This is a genomic window from Pontibacter sp. H249 (assembly GCF_037892465.1).
GTDB lineage: Bacteria > Bacteroidota > Bacteroidia > Cytophagales > Hymenobacteraceae > Pontibacter.
In genome coordinates, this window is sequence record NZ_JBBKTR010000010.1 from 22,217 (window position 1) to 46,397 (window position 24,181).

Below are 24,181 nucleotides of genomic sequence, written 5' to 3' on the forward strand. Positions count from 1 at the left end.
TTACTTTATTCCATCTTTCATCACGGCAGTCTGTTTCCGAATTGATTCCACATGAATAAGTTTATATAACTCTTCTACAAATGCCGGGTCAATGCCCGCTTCGGAAGCCCAATCAGCCCTTGTTCTGAATATTTCTTTCCAGCGCTCTAATTGCAGCACCTGTACATTGTTCTGCTTTTTATACTCTCCGATCTGTTCTACCAGTGCCATGCGTTTGGCAAGCGCAGCTATTATATCATGGTCAGCAGCATCTATCTGCAGGCGCAGTTCTTCGGCACGGTTTACCAGTTCAGCATCATCGTAATTGGTTTTGCGCACCTGCAGCTTCTCAAATATCTCGGCAAGCTTGGCTGGGGTTACCTGCTGATCGGCATCGCTTAGCGCATTGGTTGGGTCAGGGTGCGTTTCTATCATTACACCGTCGTAACCTAAATCCAACGCCTTCTGCGATACCGGAAAAATCAGGTCGCGGTTGCCAGCAATATGGCTAGGGTCTACTATGATGGGCAAGTTCTGGAAATGAGCCTTTAACTCAATAGGTATCTGCCACACCGGTGCATTTCTGTACTTTGATTTTTGGTACGATGAAAAACCACGATGAATAGCAGCTAAATCTGTAACACCTGCATTATAAATTCGCTCAATAGCACCTATCCAGAGCGCCAGGTCAGGGTTCACTGGATTTTTCACCATCACTGGTACCTGTACACCCTGCAAGGCATCAGCAATTTCCTGCACAGCAAAAGGGTTTACGGTAGTGCGGGCTCCAATCCAAAGTACATCTATACCATACTTTAGGGCCTCTTCCACGTGCTTTGCATTGGCAACCTCAGTTGTTACTTTCAGGCTAAACTCCTGCTTTACTTGTCTTAACCATTCCAACCCTTTATAACCTATCCCTTCAAAGGAGTTTGGCCTTGAGCGTGGCTTCCAGATTCCGGCTCTAAATAAATGCACAGGCTGCTTAGCAAGTGCCTGCGCTGTCTGCATCACCTGCTCCTCGCTTTCTGCACTACAAGGTCCTGCTATTCTGAGTGGCCCCTGCTCCCCTGCCAGAACCTGGGTAAAAAAAGACTCTTTGTTGTTAAATTTCATCTAATAAAATACTTACTGCAAAGGTACCGAACTAATAAGATAATTGACATTTTAGAAAAGAATTAAATGCTTCAGGCATCATTCCGGCTAATTTCCCGTTCTAGTTACAGAGCATCTTTCAGTACAAATTATACTATTGATAATTGCCTCTAAAAAACTACATTTAGTACCCTTAGATAAAACAGCAAACAATGGACAGGAGTTTATTCTCAGTTAAAAGTAGCCCAACGCGCTAGAAAAGCATCCAACTAACTTATAAAATGGTTGTTAACATAATCTGATACACTATCTTTGCGCGCGCTAATACATACTTTTATGAATCCTGTTACCCAAGTTTCATTCGACGATACTGCTGTTGCATTTTCATCAAAATCCAACGCTGAATTATACAAAATGTACCTGCTGTTCAAATCTATGAACAACCCTGCCTTTGTAAAGGTAGGCGGCACATTGCTTAACACAGCCATTAACCTGCACCTGCCTGTTAAGTTTATCATCAAGCCAACTATTTTTAACCACTTCTGTGGCGGCGAGACCATAGAAGAATGTGATAGTGCGATAAAAGAACTTGGCAAGTATAACATAGGCACCATCCTGGACTATTCTGTTGAGGGTGAGGGTGATGAAAAAAGCTTCGACGCTACACGCGACGAACTGCTGCGCACCATAGAAAAAGCTCATGGCAATAAAAATATTCCTTTCTCTGTTTTTAAGGTAACAGGCTTGATTGATATAAACCTGCTGGAGAAAGTGCAGAAAAAACAAGATCTTTCTGCAGCTGAGCGGGCTGCTTTTGAACGCGGCCGCGATCGTGTAAACGCCATCTGCAAGCATTGTTACGATAGGGATGTGCGCGTATTTATTGATGCTGAGGAAAGCTGGATTCAGGAGACCATTGATAACCTGACTTATGAGATGATGGCACTCTACAACAAAGAGAAAGCTAACATCTACAATACTTACCAGATGTACCGCCACGACAGGCTGGATGTAATTAAGCGTGATTTTGATAATGCTATAAAAGGCGGTTATTACTTGGGCGCGAAACTGGTACGTGGTGCTTATATGGAAAAAGAACGTAAGCGTGCACAGCAGGAAGGGTACCCTAGTCCAATCAATCCAACGAAACAAGCATCAGACGATTTGTTTAATGCATCGCTGCGCTTCTGTGTAGAGAACATTGACAGAATAGCTTTCTGTAACGGCACACACAACGAAGCAAGCTGCTATTTGCTGATAGAACTGATGGAGCAGTACAACATTGCACCTAACGACCCTCGCGTATACTTTGCACAACTTTATGGCATGAGTGATAACTTGTCTTACAACCTGGCGCACGCTGGCTATAATGTAGCGAAGTATGTGCCTTACGGCCCGGTAAGAGAGGTAATGCCATACTTACTGCGCAGAGCAAACGAGAACACAGCTATAGCCGGACAAAGCAGCCGTGAGTTTCAGCTGATTCAAAATGAGGTGGAACGGCGAAAAAAGCAACGATAACTTTAAAACAACAAAAGGCTGGTTATTAATCAGCCTTTTTTAAATATTTGTTATTACACAGGCACAAAAAAAGCGGGACCTCGCACCTAAGTACGAGGTCCCGCTTTGTGTTTCGAACTATAAGCTATTCGCTGTAGTTCTTGCTTAATTACTGAACTGGAGCAACAGTAGTGTCAGCTTCAACAGCAGTAGTGTCTTCTACTACAGTCTCTTCTACAACTGGAGTCTCTTCTACAACTTCAGTCTCAGTAGCTTCAGTTTCAGTAGTAGTTTCTTCGCTAGTGCAAGCTGTGAAAGAAAGAGCAAGAGCTACGATTGCGAAAGTGAATAAATTTTTCATTTTGTGTTTGTGATTAAGTGTTTTGGTTTCGATTTTGGAACTTTATACCAAGACGGCAGATAGGTAACCCAACTTTTTAAAAAATTTAAAAATATTTTTTCTGTGGGTTACAATCCTGCCTTTCATGTATTAAAATTTGACTGGAATGAAGAAGAGTTTGTATGAGATGGATGAGGCAGTGATCGAGGGAATCCGGCGCGATGATGAACGTGCGCTAGCTTATCTGTACAAACTTTATTTCCCAATGATCTCTCATTTTATTTTGAGTAACAGCGGAACCGAAGACGAAGCCAAGGACATTTACCAGGAAGGCGTTATCGTGTTCTATGAAAAGATACGGGACAACAGTTTAGAGCTTAGCTGCCAGATTAAGACTTACCTGTACTCAGTGTGTAGAAGGCTTTGGCTGAAGCGGCTCGCTGAGAAAGGCCGCTATACAACTAAACTGGATGAAACCGGTGACTTAGTACCCGTTGAGGAAGACACGCAACAGCACGAGGAGCAGGAACGACAGTTTGGTATAATGGGCGAAGCACTTGGGCAGTTGGGTGAACCGTGTCGTTCGCTTTTAGAAGATTATTACATTCATACACAAAGCATGCAGGTGATTACGGAGAAGTTTGGCTACACCAACTCTGATACCGCTAAGAACCAAAAGTATAAGTGCCTGCAGCGCCTGAAGAAATTATTTTTTGCCACCTATAAGCCAGGTGTTGAGTAAAGGCTTAAACATTAAACCGGCTTTTAGCCACATTTCAGAAGAAGATGTTAGAGTACCGCGCTTACGAACAGATTGAACGCTACCTGAATGGAGAAATGGCAGTAGAGGAACAACAGGCTTTTGAAGCACTGTTGCACACTGACATGCGCCTAGCCGAGGAAGTACGTGAGCACAAACAATTGCTTGATTCGATGCAGAAGTATGGCAAACGCCAGGCGCTAAAGCAACAACTGCAGAACATCCATACTGAAATGGAAACTAAAACGCTGGAGGCCTCACCAAGTGCCTGGAAAGTATTTTGGAACCGCCATTCACAAACTGTTGCAGTTGCGGCAAGCGTTTCACTGCTTTCTGTATTCGGCACACTCTGGAGTGTGCAACAGTTAAAAGCACCGGTACAACAGCAAACAGCACGCTACGTTGAACTTCGCCGCGAGGTAGAACGCCTTAAAAAAACACAGACAGCTATCATCAACGGCATTAACGATGCTAGCAAGCCTGCTCCCCGCGCAGCTGCTTTTAGTGGTACTGGCTTCGCTATTTCTGCAGATGGCTACTTAGTAACCAGTTCGCATGTGGTAGAAGGCGCAGACTCCATCATGGTAGAGAACAAATCAGGAATAAAGTATAAAGTAAGCGAAGTATACCGCGACGAAATACATGACCTTTCTATTTTAAAGATATCTGACAGCAACTTCACAGGCTTTAATAAGCTGCCTTATACTTTCAAAAAAGAAGAGTCAGATCTTGGCGAGAAAGTGTTTACTTTAGGCTACCCACGCGAAGATGTTGTTTTTGGAGAAGGCTCACTTAGCTCAGTTTCTGGCTTTGAGGGCGATACAACTTCTTATCAAATTTCTATTCCGCTAAACCCCGGTAATAGCGGCGGCCCATTACTAGACGATAAAGGGAACCTGATTGGTGTGATAAGTGGCAAGCAAGCCGGACAAGAAGGTGCGGCCTTTGCTGTTAAATCTGCTTACCTTTTACAGATGATACACGAGTTGCCCGCATCTACTACCATGACACCTATGACATTACCTAAGTATAATTCACTTTTAGGTAACCCTAGGCCTCAACAGCTTAAAAAGCTAAAAGACTATGTTTTTGTAGTTAAAGTGTACAATTAATACGTTAAGCCCCATCTTTATTTAGTTTAAGCTGCTAAAGCTACTCTTTATTGGTTGGAATGTTAGTGCGCTAGTCTAACATTTTGTTATAATTTCAGTTAAATAAGGGATGTACAGGCATTTGCCTCACATTTAAATTTAGAACTGAAAGCTATGAAACAAAGATTTTTAAAACCAATGATTGCAGCAGCTGTAGTATCCTTTACAATGTATAGCTGCGCTAGCTCTGATAACATGAGCGATACAACGGCTATGGACGAAACCACCACCATGAGCGAAACGCAGACCATGGGCGGTGAAACTGAAGATATGCAGCCTGAGACTGACGCAAATATGAACACTGATATGGGCATGGAAACAACTATCACCATGACCAATCCAGTTGAAATAGATGCTATGTTTGAGGACATCGCTGATACAAAGCAGATGGATGTTATTGCACTAGCTAAATCAACCCCTAACCTTTCAACTTTTGTTACACTCGTAGAAACCGCAGGTTTAGCAAATATGCTTTCCTCTGGAGGAACATACACTATATTTGCGCCAACTAACGAGGCCTTTGCTTCTCTATCTCAAGATAAGCTTAACATGCTGATGAAGCCTGAAAACAAAGCAGAGTTGTTGAAGGTATTGCAACTGCATGTGCTATCCAATAAAGTTGAATCGTTTCAATTTAAAGACAACCAACGCATACAAGTAAGCGAAGACAAGTTTATTAATGTAAGCGTTGATAATAGCAACATTATGATTGGCGGCGCTACAGTTGTTCGTCCTGATGTAGAAGCCTCTAATGGTACGCTACACGTAATAAACGGTGTAGTAAGCACCACTGATGATAGTGGCATACGCTAATATCATTTTGTAACCAATTTCCTTAAAATTTCATAAAAATACATATAGAGTTGGTCCTTCTAATGTCAGAGGGGCCTAACTCTATATGTATTTTATTTTCTGTTTAAGCTTTAGCTAGCTGCAGAAATATTATGTTCCACTAAAAGTTTAATAACTATGAAAACGATAAAACCACTGGCTGCTGTAGCTCTTGCATCGGCAACGATGTTTGGGTGCGCCAGCTCTGACGAAATGAATAACACAACGGCTATGAACGAAACCACCACCATGAGCGAAACACAGACGATGGGCGGTGAGACTGAAGACATGGACGACGCAAAAAGTGTTGTAGTAGCAACAGAAGTATCAGTACCAATTGCTACTATACCAGTTGCCACACTTTCTCTTACAAACCCTGTTCAATTAGGCGATATGTTTAATGATATTGATGATACTGAAAAGTATAACATGATAGAACTTACTAAAAAAAGCCCTAACCTGAGCACTTTTGTACAATTGGCAGAAGCGGCAGGCATTGCCGATGACCTTACACAAGAAGGTGATTTTACTCTTTTCGCACCAACGAACGAAGCGTTCTCAAAATTATCTAAGCAGGATTTGGAGATGCTCCTGATGCCTGAAAACAGAGCTAAGTTAACAGCTATTTTGCAGGCGCACGTTATTCCATCAAAAGTAGTTTCTACACAGTTCAATTCATCCCAGCGTATAACGTTGTCGGATAATCGTTACCTGCCTATTTCAACTTCTAATAATATTATCACAGTAGGAGGTGCCGCTATTGTAGTTTCTGATGTAGAGGCATCAAATGGTATGGTACATGTTATCGATAGGGTAATTATTCCGAGCCAAGACGCAATAGATGATGACTTACGATAACCAATAGTATAAGATTATTCACTAAAACAGCTCTCTCAGAACAGGAGAGCTGTTTTTTTATTCAAAGTATAAATTCTACCGTAAAAACTTATGAACTGTAAAACTCTGAAATACAAAATGCTATGAAAAACCACAAATACAATTTACTGCTTTTTACTTTGTACTCAGTGTTCTTAGCGGCTTGTGCCGGCACCGAAAACACAGATACTGGCACGAATACTACAACAGCTGAAACACAAATAATGGAAGACAACTCAGGGAGCCAAGCTGCTATGAACCCTGATACAGATATGTCGTCGGAAGACACCACAAGAGCTAACGTTTCTGCGGACAACACTATTGGCCGTGATATGAACATTGTAGCACTAGTACAGCAAAACCCAAACCTATCAACCTTTTTTGAATTAATAAAACAAGCTGATATGGTTGTAACATTGGAAAGCCCTGCTCCTTATACTGTGTTTGCTCCTACTAACGAAGCATTTGAAGCCTTGCCTGCAGGCACTGTAGAGGCACTGAAACAAACTGATGACAAAATAGAATTAAGGAGACTGATCCAGGCACACATTCTGCCTAACAGGATAGCCTCAACTGAAATGCGCGACAACATGCCTATGAAAACGGCGCAAGGTGATAACGTAATTGTAAGAAAGAAAGGGCAAACCTTAACAGTTGGTAATGCCACAGTTGTTATAGCCGATGTAACAGCCTCTAACGGTATAGTACACGTGATAGATAGAGTGCTGGTACCACCTAAAAAGTAAGCAAAATAGCATGTTACCCAAACAAATCCACCTGCTGCAAAGCTACTGTCGTAACTAAAAGAACCTTGCATCGTTATAATAAACCTAATCCAGAAAGCGATTTCTGGTGTAATATTTACAATCGATAAAACTATAAAACAAAAGCTATGATGGACAAAAGAGATAATTCCGGCATGATGACGGCCATGTTCCGTGACAGAGAGAGCGCAGAACGCGCATACAATGAATTAAGAGCACGTGGATATGACAAAGATGATATCAATGTAGTAATGTCTGACAAGGCGCGCGACCGCCATTTTGGAGATGATGTAGACAAAGAAGGTGATACTGAACTTGGCAACAAGTCGCTGGAAGGAACTGGCGCTGGTTCTGCCATTGGTGGTACACTAGGTGCTATCATTGGTGCTGTTGCCGCTATTGGTACTTCTGTAGCCATACCAGGTTTAGGCCTTATTGTGGCAGGTCCTCTGGCAGCTGGCTTAGCTGGTGCTGGTGCAGGCGGTTTAACAGGTGGCCTGATTGGTGCACTGGTTGGCGCCGGTATACCTGAAGAGCGTGCCAAAGTTTATGAGTCTGGCATTAAGGAAGGTAACATCGTGCTTGGCTTTAAGCCTCATAACGCTGAAGATGCACGTTATTTTGAGTCGCATTTCCAGAAAAACAGAGGAGAGCATATTTATTACTAAGCTATCTGAAGTATAACAAAAACAGCAGCGCCTGCCCAAAGTTTTGGGCAGGCGCTGCTGTTTTTGTTATTTGTCACTACTAGCAAAAAGATGCTTAGGCAAACAATTTAAGCTTATTGCGTATGCAAAAGGTAAACACTAGTTGTATCAAAAGTATAAACCTATGAAAAAATATTTGATGGGCATATTATGCCTGGCACTACTGTCTGGGATGTATGCATGTGGCGACACCAGCAACACCGACCAAACAACAACTATAACAGAGGCAGGATCAGCAGCAGACTCTGTGCTGACTGATGACAGAAGAGAATTACTTGCTTACACAGCACGGCATATGATGCTCCAAAAAGAACTAGCGTCTATGGCCCAGCAAAAAGCACAAACCGATAGCCTTAAACTTTATGCACAGCGCCTTAACGAATGGGCTACTACAAAGCAGAATGAATTAAAGGACCTGGAGCAGCAGTACAACTTTACCTTATCGCAACAATTAAGCGATGATGAAAGGGACTATCTAGATGACCCTCAGGAAGCCGATGCAAATGAATTTGACGAGGAGCTGTGGGAAGAAATGGTTAAATCACAAAAAGATGCCATCAAACACATCGACAACAATATAAAAGACATGGAAGAAACGGATGCTTCGGCTTTTGCTATTTGGGAGCGTAATACACTTAAAGAGCTCAGAGCATACATGGAACAGGCCGCGGCTTACGAACTGGAACTGGAAAACAGAAGTGACCAACGTGGAGGTATCTCTAAACCTATTGTAGAAGAGATTAATAATTAACAAAAAGGCAGCTTTACAGCTGCCTTTTTACATTTCCAGCATATCCTTTAGTACATCCCAAGTATGTTTGGCCAGTAACTTTTGTCCTTCAGCATTAGGATGTAAGCCATCGGGTAGGTTCAGGTGCCGCATACCGGCAACTCCCTCTAACAGGAAGGGTACAAAAGCAACATTGTTTTTTAGGGCCAATTCCCGGAAAAGCTTCCGGAACTCAGCCGCGTATCTGCCAGGTACTATATCTGGTATCTCCATACCTGAAAGTATAATCTTTGCCTCGGGGTGCTGGTGCTTTACTTTATCAACAATCTGCTGCAGGTTTTGGGTTGTTTCGCGTGTAGGAATGCCTCTAAGGCCGTCGTTTGCACCGAGTGCCAACACAAAAATGTCTATTAGCTGCGATAGCCACCTATCTATTCTGTAGAGTCCTCCTGCTGAGGTATCGCCGCTTACACCTGCATTAATTACTTTGTATCGAGTATAGCCTTCTTCACTTAATTTACTTTGGATAAGACTGGGATAAGCCTGCGCAGCTGGCAAACCATAGCCTGCCGTTAAGCTATCCCCGAGAAATAAAATGTTTTTCATGAATTAGATTAGCGTAATGGGGTGCTGCAAAGTATATTCTGCTAAAAACAAAAAAGGGTTGCCTGTTTGGCAACCCTTTTTATCATATCACTAGCTTTAATCAGCTGAGTTCTTCATCTGGCGCAAGCGCTCGCAAGTGGCCATAGAAGCATTTTTTTGCTTTTCAACCATTTGCACTACGTTTTGCGGCAGCTCATTTTTATTATCCAGAGCATCATTATAGGCTTTTTGAGCCCACTCTTCGCCGTATAAATTAGATTCTATCACAGATTCCTCATCACGGCCAACAACTGTATTCTTTACATCCATCCAACCACGGTAAACCTTACCTTTTGCAGTTGTGCCTGTCTCAGTAGAGCCTCCTAGGTTGCTAATGGTGCTGTTTATCTCGTTAGAGAACTTGGTGCTCTGGTTTACAAGATCGTTGTAGTAAGATTGGTGCGTAGGGTCTTTCGTTAACTTAGCGGCGTGCTTATAGCCCTCTATTCTATCGTTAACAAACAGATTTAACTCTTGTAAAACATCTACGGCTTTTTGACTGTTATTCATAGCATTTATTTTTTGTTTCTATAATTGGAAACGAAATAATAAGGCCTGCAGTTATAATAAATGTAAACTAAGGGCGTAACGTATAGATAAACCAGACTTTAATCTAAAGAATACACTTACCTGTAGAAAGCCTAAGCGCTACTTTATGATTTAAGTTGTATTTATACTACATTACGTTTTGAAAAACACAAAATTAACGAAGAAGTAATCCAATAGCGGCATTACTTTTGCACAGACTAACTTGGTTCAACTAACTTAATTAGATGCTATCATTGACAACCAGAATAAAAATTATATTATCGGTACTTGCAGTTGTTTTACTGACAGGCTCCTTTATACTTTATAGGGCTACTGATGTTCCTGAGGGTAAAAACGAGATACTGATCAAGGCACTGATGCAAGGCCTTACCCAAGGGCATTACCGACCAGAGAAAGTAGATGATGCTTTCTCCAAAAAAGCATTTGGCCTTTACTTAAATCGCCTAGACTATAATAAAAAGTTCTTGCTTGCTTCTGATGTAGCTCAGTTGCGCAAGTACGAAACGGCTATAGACGACCAGTTGCGCGATGGTTCTTATGCTTTTTTTGATATGTCTGCAGCGCTTATTGAGCAGCGTGTAAAAGAAACAGAGCCTTTCTATAAAGAGATTCTTGCCAAGCCGTTCGATTTTGAGAAGGATGAAAATATTGAGTTAGAGGGCAAAAAACTATCTTATGCAAAAGATAAAGCTGCTCTTAAAGAAGAGTGGCGCAAACAACTAAAGTACCAGACACTGGTGCGATTAGCTGATATGCATAAAGACCAGGAGCAGGCTATGGCTAAAGGCGAGAAAGTAGAGAAAAAGACTTTCGAGCAAATGGAGAAGGAGGCCCGCGAAAAGTTAACTCAGAATTACAAAGACTTGTATGATCGCCTTTCAAAAATCAATAAAGAAGATCGACGTGCTATCTATATTAATGCTGTAGCTAATGTGTACGACCCCCATACTGGCTATTTCCCGCCAAAGGCTAAGTCTGATTTTGACATCAACTTTACAGGAAGGTTAGAAGGTATTGGAGCTTCTTTAACAGAGAGCGACGGACAGATTAAAGTGAATGAGATCGTTCCAGGCAGTCCGTCTTACCTTCAGGGCGACCTGAAACCAGGTGATGTAATTCAGAAAGTTGGTCAAGCTAAAGAAGAGCCTGTTATTGTAATGGGTATGCGTTTAGATGATGCTATTCAGTTGATCCGTGGTAAGAAAGGCACTGAAGTACGCCTTACTGTAAAGAAGCCAGATGGATCAACAAAAGTTGTTCCGATTGTTCGTGATGTGATTGTGTTTGAAGAAACCTATGCACAATCTGCGATAATTGAGGACAAAGATAAAATTGGTTACATAAAGCTACCTGGTTTTTATGCCGACTTTGAGCGTAATGGCGGCCGTAACAGTGGCGCTGACGTGAAGAAGGAAGTAGAGAAGCTAAAAGCTGCTGGTATGAAGGGTCTTATACTTGACCTTAGAAACAATGGCGGTGGCTCTTTGGGCGATGCCGTAGAAATGGCAGGTCTGTTTATTGAAAGAGGTCCTATTGTACAGGTAAAAACAGCATCAGGAAAAGCCATTGTACTAGATGATCGTGATCCAAAGGTGCAGTATGATGGTCCGTTAACTGTGCTAGTGAATGCAAACAGTGCTTCGGCCTCTGAAATTTTGGCTGCTGCCCTACAGGATTATAAACGTGCTGTGATTATTGGTAGCCCAACTTACGGTAAAGGTACTGTACAACAATTTGTAGAGCTGGATGAGGCACTGCCTGCACAATTTAACGCTTACAAGCCTTTTGGCGCACTTAAGCTTACAACACAGAAGTTCTATAGAATTAACGGTGGTACAACGCAGTTGCGTGGCGTAACTCCTGATATCATACTTCCAGATGCCTATAGCTACATGGAGTTCGGTGAAAAAGAGCAGGAATACCCGCTTCCGTTTGATGAAATAGCACCAGCCAACTATAAAACTTGGATGAACAACAGGTTGAATGTGTCTAAGATACAGGCTAACAGCAAAAACAGGATTTCGCAAAATACTTCGTTTAATCTGATAAAAGAAAGCGGAGAGCGCCTGAAAAAACAATCGGAGAATACAGCCCGTTCACTGCAGTTTGCAAAGTATTTAGCTGAGGAAAAGAAAGCAGAAGCCGAGGCAAAACGTTACGAAGAGGCTCAGAAAGAAGTGCCTGTATTAAAGGTTGACCGCCTGCCACAGGATCTTCAGGCTATCGGTACAGATACCGCACAGGTTGCACGTAATAAGGAATTCCTGAAGAGCATCCGTAAGGATATCTACATCGAGGAAGCCGTAGCTGTAATCCAGACTGATCTTAAATAAGTAACCTTAATTATACTTAAAGCGCCCGCTATGTTGAACATAGCGGGCGCTTTTTTTATATTACCCTTTCTTAACCTCATCCTATACTATGCAAAAGAAAAGCACACTCCTTCCCTACCATACTTCAGTTAAAGTATGGCTGCTACTTATTGCTATACTTCCCACCCTTTTCAGCGGCTGCGGCAAAACCACCAGAACACCGGAGGCAAGCCAGCAAGGCTATACTTCTGATAAGGCAATGGTTGTGTCGGCACACCCTGATGCTTCCAGAATTGGTTTAGAAATACTTCGGAAAGGAGGAAATGCCTTTGATGCTGCTATTGCTACACAGTTTGCACTTGCAGTGGCGCATCCGGCTGCGGGTAACCTGGGTGGTGGTGGCTTTTTGGTATACCGCCAGTCCGACGGCAGCGTTGGCTCTTTGGATTACCGTGAAAAAGCCCCCGGCGCTGCTACCGAAACCATGTACCAGGATGCGCAGGGCGAGGTGATATCAGAGCTTAGCCTGTCCGGGCACTTGGCAGCTGGTGTACCAGGCAGCGTAGCCGGTATGTACGAAACTCACCAGAAGTTTGGCTCTTTGCCATGGGAGGAGTTGGTACAACCCTCTGTTGATCTTGCCAGAAATGGTGTAGTGTTAACAGAGAAAGAAGCAAATGGCCTAAACAGCACCCGCGACAGGTTTATAAAGCATAACAAGCACCTGCCCTACCTGGCTGTAAAAGTATGGAACCCCGGCGATACCCTTAAGCACCCTGATCTGGCACGTACCCTAGAGCACATCCGCGACAAAGGCCGAGACGGCTTCTATAAAGGCGAAACAGCAGACCATATAGTAAAGGAGATGCAGCGTAGCAATGGTATCATTACTCACCAGGACCTTGAGAAATATACCGCTGAATGGCGCCAACCAATTACAGGAAAGTATAAAGATTACAAAGTTATCTCGATGGGACCTCCCTCGAGTGGTGGCGTGGCTTTAATGCAACTGCTTACCATGATTGAGCCTTACAACATCAGTAAATATGGCTGGCAGAGCCCTGAAACCATACATCTGATGGCAGAGGCAGAGCGCAGGGTTTATGCTGATCGTGCTGCTTACCTTGGTGATCCTGATTTTGTAAAAGTACCTGTAGAGCAACTACTCGATCAGGAATACCTGAAAGACAGAATGAAATCGGTTAGCCTGGAAAAAGCAACAGCCTCAGCAGAGATAAAAGAAGGTGTGCTTCCGGTTTACGAATCTGAACAAACTACCCACTTAAGTATAGTAGATGCAGCAGGCAACGCTGTATCAGTTACAACCACACTGAATGGCAGCTATGGCTCTAAAGTAATAGTAGAGGGCGCGGGCTTTTTGTTAAACAACGAGATGGATGATTTCAGTGCCAAGCCAGGTGTACCGAATATGTATGGTCTAGTAGGCGGTAAAGCCAATGCCATTGCACCCGGCAAGCGCATGCTGAGCGCCATGACACCAACTATACTTGAGAAAGATGGTAAGCTGTTTATGGTGGTAGGCACTCCAGGCGGATCTACAATCATCACATCGGTTTACCAGACTATCTTAAACGTGATAGAGCATAACATGACCATGCAACAGGCAGTTGCCGCACCCCGCTTCCACCACCAGTGGCTACCCGACGCTATACAACACGAGCCAAAGGCCATTAACCCGGAGGTTAGAACCCAGTTACAAAACAAAGGTCATAAGTTAATGGAGCGTAGTACTTATGGTCGCGTTGATGTCATATTAGTATTGCCAAACGGAAAACTGGAAGGTGGCGCTGACCCTCGTGGCGACGACACAGCCATGGGATATTAGAATGGTGTACTTTTAAAACAAGCCCGGTCTATACTTCTTAAAGTATAGACCGGGCTTGTTTTTTGTCTGATTTCAGTATAACTCTTTTTCGGCAGCCTTTCGTTTCTGAATAAAGCCTGCCACGTACACCCCTACTGCAGCTACTCCTGTCAGCGTCATTAAGCCGAAGAGAGCTGCTCTGCGATTGCGTACTTCTGGGGTAAACTTTTGTATAGCATCTGCTGATGGCATTAATGCTTTTGTTAGCAAAGTGCCCGTCATCATACTGAGCACTGATGTAAGACCTACGGCTGCGTGTGCAACATTTCTATTACCTTGCTTAACTCCTGCGTTAAGCAACAGTAGCGCCCCTCCTACTGCAGGCGGAATAAGTGCCGTTTTAGGTTTATTTTCGTTTAGAAGGTAACCTACAAGCCCTGCGCCAATCAGTGTGGCAGCGTGTGTTGTGTTTGCTATGTCTGGTCTGTCTACAATATTCATACTTCTCCAAAATTTATACTTATCCTTTACCTCCTCCGGAGGTCTTTGGTTATACAGAAAGTATAGAAACAAAAGAGCCTGCCACAAGTGTGGCAGGCTCTTTTTATATGGTAAGCTAGCAGCTTAGTTCTTCATTAATCGAGTCTGGTAAACTTCTTTGCCAGCCTGAACTTTGATAATGTAAACACCATTGGCCAGGTTGCTTACTTTGCTGTTCAAGTTCTGATTAACTGCATCTAAATTGCCAGTTGTTTCGAATACTCTTCTGCCATCAATAGACCAAACGCTCAGGCCAATATTGCCTTTAGCTGCTTTTGCTGGCAATACCAGGTTTACGTAGTTTATTGCTGGGTTAGGATACACGCTAAACTGACCTTTTGTAGCATCTGCAATACCGGTAACAACATCATTACGCTCAATAGTCAGAGCAAATGTAGACTCTGTCCTACCAATCATAAGCTTGTTGCTTACTGAAGCAATACCGAAAGTTATCACTTCGTTTTCTTCAGCTGTCTCATCGTCGATGATATTAACACTGAACTTAACAGATGTAGCGCCAGCTGGTACTGTAACTACGATGTTGTTGTTATCAACAGCAGGTGTTGTAGTATAGTCGCCATCGGTGCCGTAAGTTACGCCTGTACCGTTTGTTACAGAAATCGTAATTTGCTCTTCAGCTACAGTTGCCTGATCTAATTCAAGCATAACTTCTGTTAAACCAGACTCCTCGTTAATCTCTAAGGCTGCTGCAGTAAAGTTTACAGCAGACTTATCGTTATCAGTGATGGATAATGTATAAGTGCTCTCTTCACCGATAATCAGGTTGGCACTCTTGCCTGTGATCATAAACACCACCTGCTCGTTTGCCTCTACCAGGTTATCATCTGTAATCTCTACCTCAAAAGTAGCAGTTGTAGCGTTAGCAGGAACCGTTACCGTAACCAAACCCTCTTCAGCGCCAGTTACAATATAATCTGCTGCAGATGCTGAACCGCCAGTTAATACACTTACTGTTACAGTCTGCTCAGTTGCCTGTGCTTCAGAAAGGGTAAGGCTCACGTTATACTTACCAGCATCTTCAGCTTTAGTTGCTGTTGCTTCAGTAAAGCTTACTGCTGGAGTAGCTGAAAGATTGAAACGGGCAGAAACTGGCATATGATCAGAAGACGTGCTTCTGAAGTTACTGATGCTGTTCAGGAACTGATCTTCAATTGTAACAGACTCTGTAATATAATCATCAGATAACGTAGAAGTAACTATCATATGATCTAAGAAGCTCTCATATTGGCCTGATGCATATGTATAAGCACCCGTTAAGCTTAGGTCATACGTAAGAGCATCATAGTCTTCATCATCCACAAACGCTTTAAAAGTAGAAGGAAGGTTATTTACAACTGACACATCCACGTCGTCGTTGTAATCGCCAAGTATAATAATGTTCTTACCTGCGTAATATGCATCAAGTGAGTCTTTTAGCATTTCAACGTCAAATTTACGCTGTGTGTGCTTATCAACGTTTGTACCACTGTTGGCTCTTGTGTGCAGGTTAATTAGTGTAATATCCTGCTTCACGTTGTTTACTGTAGTTTCGAACTCTACCATGAAAGGCAGACGGCCGCTAGACCAAAACTTAGAGGCTCCCTCTGGGTAGCTAGTAAACTCAGAAGCATATTGGCCTTTTCTGGCATCAGTATAAAATTTCTCAAGAAGTACTTTTTCTTTCTTAACCTTTGCTATTTCTGGTTTATAAAGGAAATATAGCTTCTGCGGAGTAAGAGTTGAAGTTTCATCCCATGAATATGAATAAGCACTTGAAGCAACATATTCATAACCTAGTTCACCTGCTAAGCGCTGAATTTCATCATCATTAGAAACTTCCTGAAGTGCCAGGATGTCTGCATCAAGATCAGAGAATACTTTCTTCGCATTTGCGTACTGAAGTTCTTCATTATCCGGGCCAAGCTCTCTTCCATCTTTGTCTTTATCAGCACCAAACCACTCCATGTTCCATGTAACAACGTCAAGTGTGGTGTTCTTCAGAATAGAAGAACCTGTAAGTGTACCAAGTTCCATTACAAAGTCATCACCTGATGTAGCTGTTACTTTGCCTTCGAAACGAAGCGCTGTAGACTTAGGCAGGAAGCGCACGAACAGTTCATCGCCTTCGGCAGCCTCTTCGGCTGTATAAGTAACTGATTGTGCGTATGTAACATTATCTTTAGAAACTTCAAAGTCAAGCAAATTGCTTGAGATAACGATATCTTCTGTAAAGCCAAGAGCTTTGAAAGTTACATAGTTGGCTTCGCTAAAATTGCCTTGTGCCAGTGTACCAAAATCAAAAGATGCATTGTCAGCAATAAATTTGTAAGGCTCATCTGTTACAGTGAAGTCATCAAATGTCCAGCGAGAAGACCCATTACTTCCTTCAACCGAAGTATATACAATAGCAACATGAACAGATGCTTGCTTATACTGATCTAACAAAAATTCAGATTGAGTCCATACGTCAGAGTTGGCTGCTGGCAGCGCAATATCTAGCTCATTCCATCTTGCAGTTGTAGGAGCACTTGTACCGTCATAGTTTGTTGAAACCATTACCTTTAGCCCAGGACCAACAAAAGCTGATCTAGTCCAGAACGAAAGCAAAGGAATATTGAAACCTGTTAAATCAAGAGCAGGAGATATCAGCCAATCTTCATTGTTTTTAGAACCGTTAGCATAACCGTTAATCTGAACTGCATTATTGCTTCTTCCAAAAGTTGTACATTCCCACACCTGATCGCCAGTTACACTATAAGCCATCCAGCCACCAGGAAGCGTAGTACCGCAGTTATTAAAGTTTTGTGTGTATGGGCTTGCAAAGCTGCCTGTAATATTTAAAACTGATGACTCAAAATCATCGCTCTTATGAGTGACTGTTCCAGTAAATTCACCTACAGTGCTAGAGGTAGCACGAACATACACTGTAAGTTCAGCAGCTAGTTCAGCAGCTGTAAAAACTAAGTTACTAGCATATCCTGCATCCGCACTTTTAGAAATCTCAATGGAAGCAGAAGCCTCAAGAGTAACATCACCTGTTAAATTGCGACCAGAAATGGTATATGATCCTGTAAGTAAAGCTCCAACTACGCCATCACCTAGATTAAGAGAAGTTGGTGCTATAAAAGCAGGAGCATTACTATCTACTGATTCAAAGCTCAACGTAAAATCATCAATTGCAAATACATCTCTTGATCCACCTCCAGTGGAGCCAGATAGAGCTACAATTCTAAAATGAACAGGTTCATCCAGATTATCAATGGCGGTTAAATTGCTCACCGGTATTGATACTGCTGTTGACTTTATACCTGAAGTTGTGATTGTTGTACCTGTTGAGATGAAGTTTGAAGGCTCTTCACCAACAGCATAATCTACTGTCCATGTAACAGTTCGCCCATCGTTAGTTAACTCCTGAGCCTTAAAATCAATTGTGAAACCACGGTATCCTTTTGTATTTGCTAAACTAAATACAAAGGCAGCCCCAGGATCTCCAAAACTTCCTGTTTGTCTAATTGCTAATGCTCTGTCAGATGAAGAGTTTTGTTCAGTTGTGCTAGCAGTAGTTCCTAATCCATCAAGAGAAGCTCTGTTGTTAAATTGTCCACTAGTAGAACTCCATGCAGTTTGTGCAGATGTAAAGGCTACTGAGTTACCTAAAGAGTTAGCAGTAGCCCCTGTTCTTACTGACCATCCATCAGGAAGCCCACTACCAATACCATCAAAGTTTTGGGTATAAGGGGAAGTTGTTAATGTTACCTGCCCCCACGCCTTATTGTTGCTACCTAAAAAGGCACAACAAACCAGCACAAGAGCGAATAGCTTTTGTAAATGTTTGACCATAAAAGTTGATTATAAAATTGAATTGGGTTGATTTTCGTAGACATGCAGGCACTCCTACCCGAGAGCAGGTAACACATAGAAAAGACTGGAGGGCCTGATTCATTACACAAAGCTAACTCCAATTTTTATACTATGTATTATCTATATATTAAGAATCAGTTCATTACAATAAATTCATTATAAATGCTTGAAATATCTTTGAAAAGGATAATTCAAACAGACACCACCGCCTACCTATATCTCTGATAATGCCTGTTCGATGTCATTTATCAGGTAATCCGGAGCTTCCAGGCCAATATAGAAACGTACTAAGTTAAACGGCAGACTAGGCTTTAAACCTCCAACTGTGTAAGCAGCAGCTATCGGGTAGATAAGAGATTCGTGCCCGCCCCAGGAGGCTGCCATTAAAAAGTGCTGTAGTTTATTGCAGAAGGCTTCTACTTTACTGATGTCCTTTGTCTTGAGCAAAATGGAAAACTGCCCTGTGTTATTGCGTAGTTGTTTATGGGCAAGTTCGTACTGCGGATGCAAGGGCAGAAACGGGAAATTTACATGCGCTACTTTAGGATGGCTTACTAAATATTCGACCACCTGCCTTGTATTTGCCGCAACACGCTCCATACGGATCGGCAGTGTTCGTAATCCTCTGATAAGCAGCCAAGAATCGTGTGGCGAAAGCACTGCCCCTAAGGTCATGTATTCGCGTTCAAATATTTTGTTTATCATAGCACGTGGCCCGCAAATTATTCCACCCATTACATCAGAATGCCCACCAATATACTTGGTGCACGAGTGCACTACCAAGTCTACACCCAAAGCGATTGGGTTTTGATTAATAGGACTGGCAAAGCTGTTGTCGATGATAGTAGTGCAGTTATGTTCTTTTGCAATAGCTGCTATGGCGGCAATATCTTGTAATTCAAAAGTATAAGAGTTGGGGCTCTCCATGTACAGCAGGCGGGTGTTAGGCTTTATAGCAGCTCTATAGTTTTCAGGATCTGTACCGTCTACCATGGTTACCTCTACCCCAAATCTTGGCAGAAACCGCTTCATTAAAGCATTTGTCCAGGTATAAGGTTTTTTAACAGAAACAATATGATCACCGGCGCTTACCTGCGAAAGTATAGCCGCCGATACTGCTGCAATACCGCTGCCGAAGGCAATGGCGTGTTCAGCTCCCTCGAGGGCAGCTATCTTTTTCTCCAGAATAGTTACAGTGGGATTGTTGCCCCGCGTATACAGGTGCGCCTCCGGCTCATGCTGCAACATATGCCTTAAGTCCGCTACAGTTTTTGCCGCAAAGTTACTTGTTTGTAAAATAGGTGGGGCAACGGCATTAAAGTATAACTCCCTGTCTTCTCCCAGCTCGTTAAGTATGTAAGATAGCTCCATAGTTCCTGCTTTATTTTTCCTCTTCTTACTCTTATTTTCCACTACTTGTTTAGTGCTTCCTGCTCAGCCATACTTTGTCTAAACTTAAAGTAATTTATGAGCTGAGTTTATACTCCTCAGCCATACTTCAGAAGAGCGCAAACTCATTTTATCCCCATACTTTCAGTTACTTAAAATCGGTGTCATCATCAAGTATAAATTATTTTCAAATATTTATACAAATGACTGTAAATCAATAGTTTAAATCACTTTAAAACACCTGATTTTATTGCCTCTTTTGCAACTGTACAGCCTCCAGAATTGTTGATAAAGTATGAAAGAGAAAGAAGAAAATAATGTAATTCAGCTTAACCAAAACGAGCCTGCTGAGCAAGATAAAGAGTGGCATAAATCCATTCCGGCACAGGTGTTTCTGAACTACTTTTTCGCTATCAATTATCATTTACAACATGGCGAAACAAGTGGGGTAGAGCAGCTTACTTTGCTTAAAGAATCGCAGGCTGAGCTAAACGAAGAAGATCTAGAAAAGGTAAAACGCTACCTGCTTAACTCTTGGAGCACTGAGTATGCACTACGCACTACGGCTGCCCTCGGCGACGAAGCGTATATGCGTAACGCACTACACTGGACTTTCCCGCAGGCGTACTATACAGTCTTCTCTGGTTTGCAGGCATTCCTGTATACCAGAGGCATCAAGTCTAATAATGAGGCTCTTATACTTCGCGAGGCTGGCAGGTTAGTTGTAAAAAATGCTTACCCGAAAGCGGTTGGGTTCTACGCATCTGGCCATTACGACGAATTTAACATACACCGTTTGCCTTTGTCGCACTACAAGCCCGGTTTACAGATTGCAGGCAAGGAGTTGGAGGCCCAGGCACAGATTGGTCAGTTTTTACGCACTACACGCCGCCAGAAAGCTAAAAGTATACGCCAGCAGGTGCAGGCAAATTCTGCTACAGCTATCCGGAGTGCTAAAACCGGTGAGGTGCTGCAGAAGTTCGGTCCACAGCACTGGCAGCAACTAACGTGGCGTATTGGCTATACCACGTTGTTCGATTTGCTCGCTCGTTTGCGCATATCCTCTTCGCACCGCGAAATAGAACGCTTTGTGCAAGCCGATATAGACTTTAAGCTTTTTCATGAGTCGCTGTTAGAGATTGTGAGTTACCTGAACGGCATTCACGAAAGTTATGTAGCACAGGCAATGGGCATACAGCAGTACGAGGCATTTGTAAAAGAATTACCGGCTTACCTGCAAAATTCATTTGTGGCAGCCAGGTTAAAAGAGCATATCAAACCACTTTTCGGCGACGAAGAGTACCAGTTGGGACACGCAGCTTAAGCTTACACCACATCCCTGTTTATACTTCTGGCTCCTGCAGGTTTATACTTGCAGGAGCTTTTTGTTTCATCAACAATTTCTGAGAGAAGATCGCAAACTTATTCAAAGATCTATACTTCTCAATTACATTGTATACACTTCAACAATTTATCCTTCCTGCCATTTAACAACCAGCTCTTAACAATCACAAATTAAGTCTTTAAAAGCTGCCGATTATTTAGCAATTTTGCAGCTTGATTTTGAACATATCATCTATAGTATAAATCGCATGCAACTTAGCGAACAGGAACTGCGCCGCCGCCATGAGCGCGAAGAGCTGGAGAAAATGGGTATTAACCCATATCCCTCTGAAACATTTGAGATTACGGCTACTGCCAAAGAGATAAAGGAGAACTTTGATAAAGAAAAGAACAACTACCAGGAAGTAACGCTGGCAGGCCGCCTGATGAGCCGCCGCATTATGGGTAAAGCCTCTTTTGCCGAGCTTATGGATAGCACGGGCCGTATCCAGATCTATGTTTCAAGAGACGATATTGCACCAGGCGAGAACAAGGACCTGTACAACACCGTGTTCAAGAAAATGCTTGACATTGGTGACTTTATCGGCATAAAAGGATATGCATTTGTAACGCAGGTAGGTGAGATTTCGGTGCACGTAACAGAGCTTACAGTACTGGCTAAGTCGCTGCGCCCGCTGCCTATAGTAAAGCGCGAAGTAGATGAAAATGGTGTAGAGCACGTCTATGATGCGTTTAACGATCCGGAGTTGCGTTACCGCCAGCGTTACGTAGACTTAGTAGTTAACCCGCATGTGCGCGATACATTTAAGAAGCGTACGCAGCTGGTAAGCACTATGCGCAACTTCTTGTCTGAGAAAGGTTACCTGGAAGTAGAAACCCCAATTCTACAGCCTATCCACGGTGGTGCGGCGGCTCGTCCGTTTAAAACGCACCACAATACCCTGGACATGACGCTGTACCTGCGCATAGCCAACGAGTTATACTTAAAGCGCCTGATCGTGGGTGGTTTCGACGGTGTGTTCGAGTTTGCGAAAGACTTCCGTAACGAAGGCATGAGCCGCTTCCATAACCCAGAATTTACGGTAATGGAGCTTTACGTTACTTACAAAGACTATAACTGGATGATGGACCTTGTGGAGGAAATGGTAGAGAAAGTTGCCCTTGCCCTACATGGTAAAACAGAAGTTCAGGTAGGTGAGAATGTAATTAACTTTGCCCGCCCGTGGAAGCGCTACACTATGTACGAAGCTATTGAGCACTTCACAAAAATCGATATCTCTAACATGGATGAGCCGGAACTGCGCCAAGCAGCTCAGAAATTAGGTATCCACGTTGATCCAACGATGGGTAAAGCAAAGATCATTGATGAAATTTTCGGTGAGACGGCAGAGCCATACTTGATACAACCAACGTTTATTACAGATTACCCAGTAGAGATGAGCCCGCTGGCTAAGAAGCACCGTAGCAAGCCAGGCTTGGTAGAGCGTTTCGAGGCGATCTGTAACGGTAAAGAGATCTGCAACGCCTTCTCTGAACTAAACGACCCTGTAGACCAGCGTGCCCGCTTTGAGGAGCAGTTGGAACTGGCTAAGCGAGGCGACGTAGAGGCAATGGCCCTTGACGAAGACTTCCTGCGTGCCTTGGAATATGGCATGCCACCAACAGCAGGTTTGGGTGTAGGTATAGATCGCCTGAGCATGATCATGACTAACTCAAACTCGATTCAGGATGTGCTGTTCTTCCCGCAGATGAAGCCGGAGAAGCATGACAAGAAAGAAGAAAATAACTAGTATCGTTTTGTTTATAAAAAGAAAGCGCCCCATAGCAGTACGGGGCGCTTTCTTTTTATAACTTATCTATTTCTTATAAACCCGGTGTTTTTCGGGAATCGTTGATCATTCTGTTTACTTCGGTATCATCCCAATTCTTATTAGCGCCAGTGCTGGCTGTAGTGCCACCTGCGCCTGTTGTAGAGCTACCGGCAGTTGTACTGCCTGGCTGGTTCTTGCTCAGGTTAGGGTTCTTGTAAGGTTCTTTTTTACCAGTCCAAGATTCTACTTTAGATTTAGTTGCAGAATAGCCTTTACTTAACTGGTCGCCCCATTTACTTGCAGAATCAGATACCTTTTTACGAGTTGCTGTACCTTTATCAGGAGCCATCAAAATACCGGCTATAGCACCAGCTGCAGCACCTGCTAATAACCCTAGTGCAACTGCACCTGTTGCATTCCCACTGCTTCCTTTCATTCTTTTAGATGCAGGAGTCTGCTGTCTCATCTGGCGTACCGACGAGTTTGTATTATATGTTGATCTTTCCTCTCCCAGGGATCTGGTTTCCATTTTCGTTCTCATAGTTATACAGTATTTGTTTACAATCTAAACTTAGATGCAAAGCTACTTATTGTGCCTTGCTGTAGATTTAATAACGGTATACAGCCGTGCAAGGTTAAAGTTCTGAAAGCTGTACTAATACAAAAGCGCCTGCTATACGTGTATAGCAGGCGCTTTTACAATGTATCGTCAGCCGCCTCAGCAAACTATAAAATAGTTTCGGCTTTATTAACGATATATTGCTATCTAAAACGTAATCAGTTTATTAGTTAAGCATTGCCGCCTGTAGTAGTGCCGCCTGTGCTGCCAGCACCTGAAGTACCAGTTGTGCCAGCGCCACCAGATCTACCTGATGTATCGCCACCATTATTATCAGAACCGGTTTTACCCATATTGCTGCTCATGTTCTTGATCTCGTCAAGGCCTGCCTGCAGGTTCTTCTCCAGGTCTTTGCTAAGCTTACCAGCCCATTTTCTAACACTTCCGCGAGTAGCCTCGCCAGTATCAGGCGCCATTAGCAAGCCAGCTATTACACCTGCACTTGCACCAGCCAAAAGGGCTAAAAGCACTTTTCCGCTATTGTCTTTCATAGTTGTTATAATTAATTTATTAGTTTATCTGTTAACTATTTTCTTAAATAACGATAGTCTGT

Annotated in this window: 21 protein-coding genes; 12 read left to right on the top strand and 9 right to left on the bottom strand. The window is 42.9% G+C overall.

Annotated features, from left to right (window positions below; genetic code table 11):
* Complete coding sequence (locus WG943_RS13025; RefSeq protein WP_340409614.1) at window positions 1-1,095, bottom strand: bifunctional 3-deoxy-7-phosphoheptulonate synthase/chorismate mutase type II; 1,095 nt, start codon at window positions 1,093-1,095, stop codon at window positions 1-3.
* Between the two features lie 315 nt (window positions 1,096-1,410).
* Here WG943_RS13025 and WG943_RS13030 point away from each other — a divergent pair, with 315 nt between their 5' ends.
* A complete protein-coding gene (locus WG943_RS13030; protein WP_340409615.1) occupies window positions 1,411-2,595 on the top strand; it encodes a proline dehydrogenase family protein in 1,185 nt (394 codons plus the stop codon).
* A gap of 148 nt (window positions 2,596-2,743) precedes the next feature.
* Here WG943_RS13030 and WG943_RS13035 read toward each other — a convergent pair whose 3' ends face one another.
* On the bottom strand, window positions 2,744-2,935 hold the full coding sequence (locus WG943_RS13035; RefSeq protein ID WP_340409616.1) for a hypothetical protein: 192 nt from the start codon (window positions 2,933-2,935) through the stop codon (window positions 2,744-2,746).
* A gap of 145 nt (window positions 2,936-3,080) precedes the next feature.
* On the opposite strand from WG943_RS13035, the gene WG943_RS13040 reads away from it, so the two are divergent.
* The 7 genes from WG943_RS13040 (at window position 3,081) to WG943_RS13070 (ending at window position 8,754) form a co-directional block, all read left to right on the top strand.
* Window positions 3,081-3,656 (top strand): RNA polymerase sigma factor, encoded by a 576-nt coding sequence (locus WG943_RS13040; RefSeq protein ID WP_340409617.1) that lies wholly within the window; start codon window positions 3,081-3,083, stop codon window positions 3,654-3,656.
* A 44-nt stretch (window positions 3,657-3,700) separates the two neighbouring features.
* Window positions 3,701-4,786 carry a S1C family serine protease gene (locus WG943_RS13045; protein ID WP_340409618.1) on the top strand — a complete coding sequence of 362 codons (1,086 nt, stop codon included), beginning with the start codon at window positions 3,701-3,703 and terminating at the stop codon, window positions 4,784-4,786.
* Between the two features lie 153 nt (window positions 4,787-4,939).
* The gene (locus WG943_RS13050; RefSeq protein WP_340409619.1) at window positions 4,940-5,638 is read left to right on the top strand and encodes a fasciclin domain-containing protein; all 699 of its coding nucleotides are present in this window, start codon (window positions 4,940-4,942) and stop codon (window positions 5,636-5,638) included.
* A 156-nt stretch (window positions 5,639-5,794) separates the two neighbouring features.
* Window positions 5,795-6,514, top strand: a complete 720-nt coding sequence (locus WG943_RS13055; RefSeq protein WP_340409620.1) for a fasciclin domain-containing protein — start codon at window positions 5,795-5,797, stop codon at window positions 6,512-6,514.
* A 122-nt stretch (window positions 6,515-6,636) separates the two neighbouring features.
* Entirely contained in the window at window positions 6,637-7,278 is a 642-nt protein-coding gene (locus WG943_RS13060) for a fasciclin domain-containing protein (protein ID WP_340409621.1), read from the top strand.
* Window positions 7,279-7,424: 146 nt separating this feature from the next.
* The gene (locus tag WG943_RS13065) at window positions 7,425-7,964 is read left to right on the top strand and encodes a hypothetical protein (RefSeq protein WP_445323636.1); all 540 of its coding nucleotides are present in this window, start codon (window positions 7,425-7,427) and stop codon (window positions 7,962-7,964) included.
* A gap of 163 nt (window positions 7,965-8,127) precedes the next feature.
* Complete coding sequence (locus WG943_RS13070) at window positions 8,128-8,754, top strand: DUF4142 domain-containing protein (protein WP_340409622.1); 627 nt, start codon at window positions 8,128-8,130, stop codon at window positions 8,752-8,754.
* A 27-nt stretch (window positions 8,755-8,781) separates the two neighbouring features.
* On the opposite strand, the gene WG943_RS13075 is transcribed toward WG943_RS13070, so the two are convergent.
* Both WG943_RS13075 and WG943_RS13080 read right to left on the bottom strand, forming a co-directional pair.
* Window positions 8,782-9,339 carry an arylesterase gene (locus tag WG943_RS13075; protein WP_340409623.1) on the bottom strand — a complete coding sequence of 186 codons (558 nt, stop codon included), beginning with the start codon at window positions 9,337-9,339 and terminating at the stop codon, window positions 8,782-8,784.
* A gap of 96 nt (window positions 9,340-9,435) precedes the next feature.
* Window positions 9,436-9,888, bottom strand: coding sequence for a PA2169 family four-helix-bundle protein (locus WG943_RS13080; RefSeq protein WP_340409624.1), 453 nt, complete (start codon window positions 9,886-9,888; stop codon window positions 9,436-9,438).
* Between the two features lie 263 nt (window positions 9,889-10,151).
* On the opposite strand from WG943_RS13080, the gene WG943_RS13085 reads away from it, so the two are divergent.
* Both WG943_RS13085 and ggt read left to right on the top strand, forming a co-directional pair.
* Window positions 10,152-12,260 (top strand): carboxy terminal-processing peptidase, encoded by a 2,109-nt coding sequence (locus WG943_RS13085; RefSeq protein ID WP_340409625.1) that lies wholly within the window; start codon window positions 10,152-10,154, stop codon window positions 12,258-12,260.
* Between the two features lie 88 nt (window positions 12,261-12,348).
* Complete coding sequence (gene ggt / locus WG943_RS13090) at window positions 12,349-14,085, top strand: gamma-glutamyltransferase (protein WP_445323637.1); 1,737 nt, start codon at window positions 12,349-12,351, stop codon at window positions 14,083-14,085.
* A gap of 72 nt (window positions 14,086-14,157) precedes the next feature.
* Here the strand turns inward: ggt and WG943_RS13095 are convergent, their stop codons facing one another.
* The 3 genes from WG943_RS13095 to WG943_RS13105 form a co-directional block, all read right to left on the bottom strand.
* The gene (locus tag WG943_RS13095; RefSeq protein ID WP_340409627.1) at window positions 14,158-14,652 is read right to left on the bottom strand and encodes a hypothetical protein; all 495 of its coding nucleotides are present in this window, start codon (window positions 14,650-14,652) and stop codon (window positions 14,158-14,160) included.
* Between the two features lie 36 nt (window positions 14,653-14,688).
* Complete coding sequence (locus WG943_RS13100) at window positions 14,689-18,444, bottom strand: T9SS-dependent choice-of-anchor J family protein (RefSeq protein ID WP_340409628.1); 3,756 nt, start codon at window positions 18,442-18,444, stop codon at window positions 14,689-14,691.
* A 234-nt stretch (window positions 18,445-18,678) separates the two neighbouring features.
* Window positions 18,679-19,836, bottom strand: a complete 1,158-nt coding sequence (locus WG943_RS13105; RefSeq protein ID WP_340409629.1) for a trans-sulfuration enzyme family protein — start codon at window positions 19,834-19,836, stop codon at window positions 18,679-18,681.
* Between the two features lie 313 nt (window positions 19,837-20,149).
* Here WG943_RS13105 and WG943_RS13110 point away from each other — a divergent pair, with 313 nt between their 5' ends.
* Window positions 20,150-21,178 carry a hypothetical protein gene (locus WG943_RS13110; RefSeq protein ID WP_340409630.1) on the top strand — a complete coding sequence of 343 codons (1,029 nt, stop codon included), beginning with the start codon at window positions 20,150-20,152 and terminating at the stop codon, window positions 21,176-21,178.
* A gap of 268 nt (window positions 21,179-21,446) precedes the next feature.
* Window positions 21,447-22,988 carry a lysine--tRNA ligase gene (gene lysS / locus WG943_RS13115; protein WP_340409632.1) on the top strand — a complete coding sequence of 514 codons (1,542 nt, stop codon included), beginning with the start codon at window positions 21,447-21,449 and terminating at the stop codon, window positions 22,986-22,988.
* Window positions 22,989-23,061: 73 nt separating this feature from the next.
* Here lysS and WG943_RS13120 read toward each other — a convergent pair whose 3' ends face one another.
* Together WG943_RS13120 and WG943_RS13125 are read right to left on the bottom strand one after the other, a co-directional pair.
* Window positions 23,062-23,550, bottom strand: coding sequence for a YtxH domain-containing protein (locus tag WG943_RS13120; protein ID WP_340409634.1), 489 nt, complete (start codon window positions 23,548-23,550; stop codon window positions 23,062-23,064).
* A 248-nt stretch (window positions 23,551-23,798) separates the two neighbouring features.
* Complete coding sequence (locus WG943_RS13125; RefSeq protein WP_340409636.1) at window positions 23,799-24,119, bottom strand: YtxH domain-containing protein; 321 nt, start codon at window positions 24,117-24,119, stop codon at window positions 23,799-23,801.
* Window positions 24,120-24,181 lie beyond the last annotated feature (62 nt).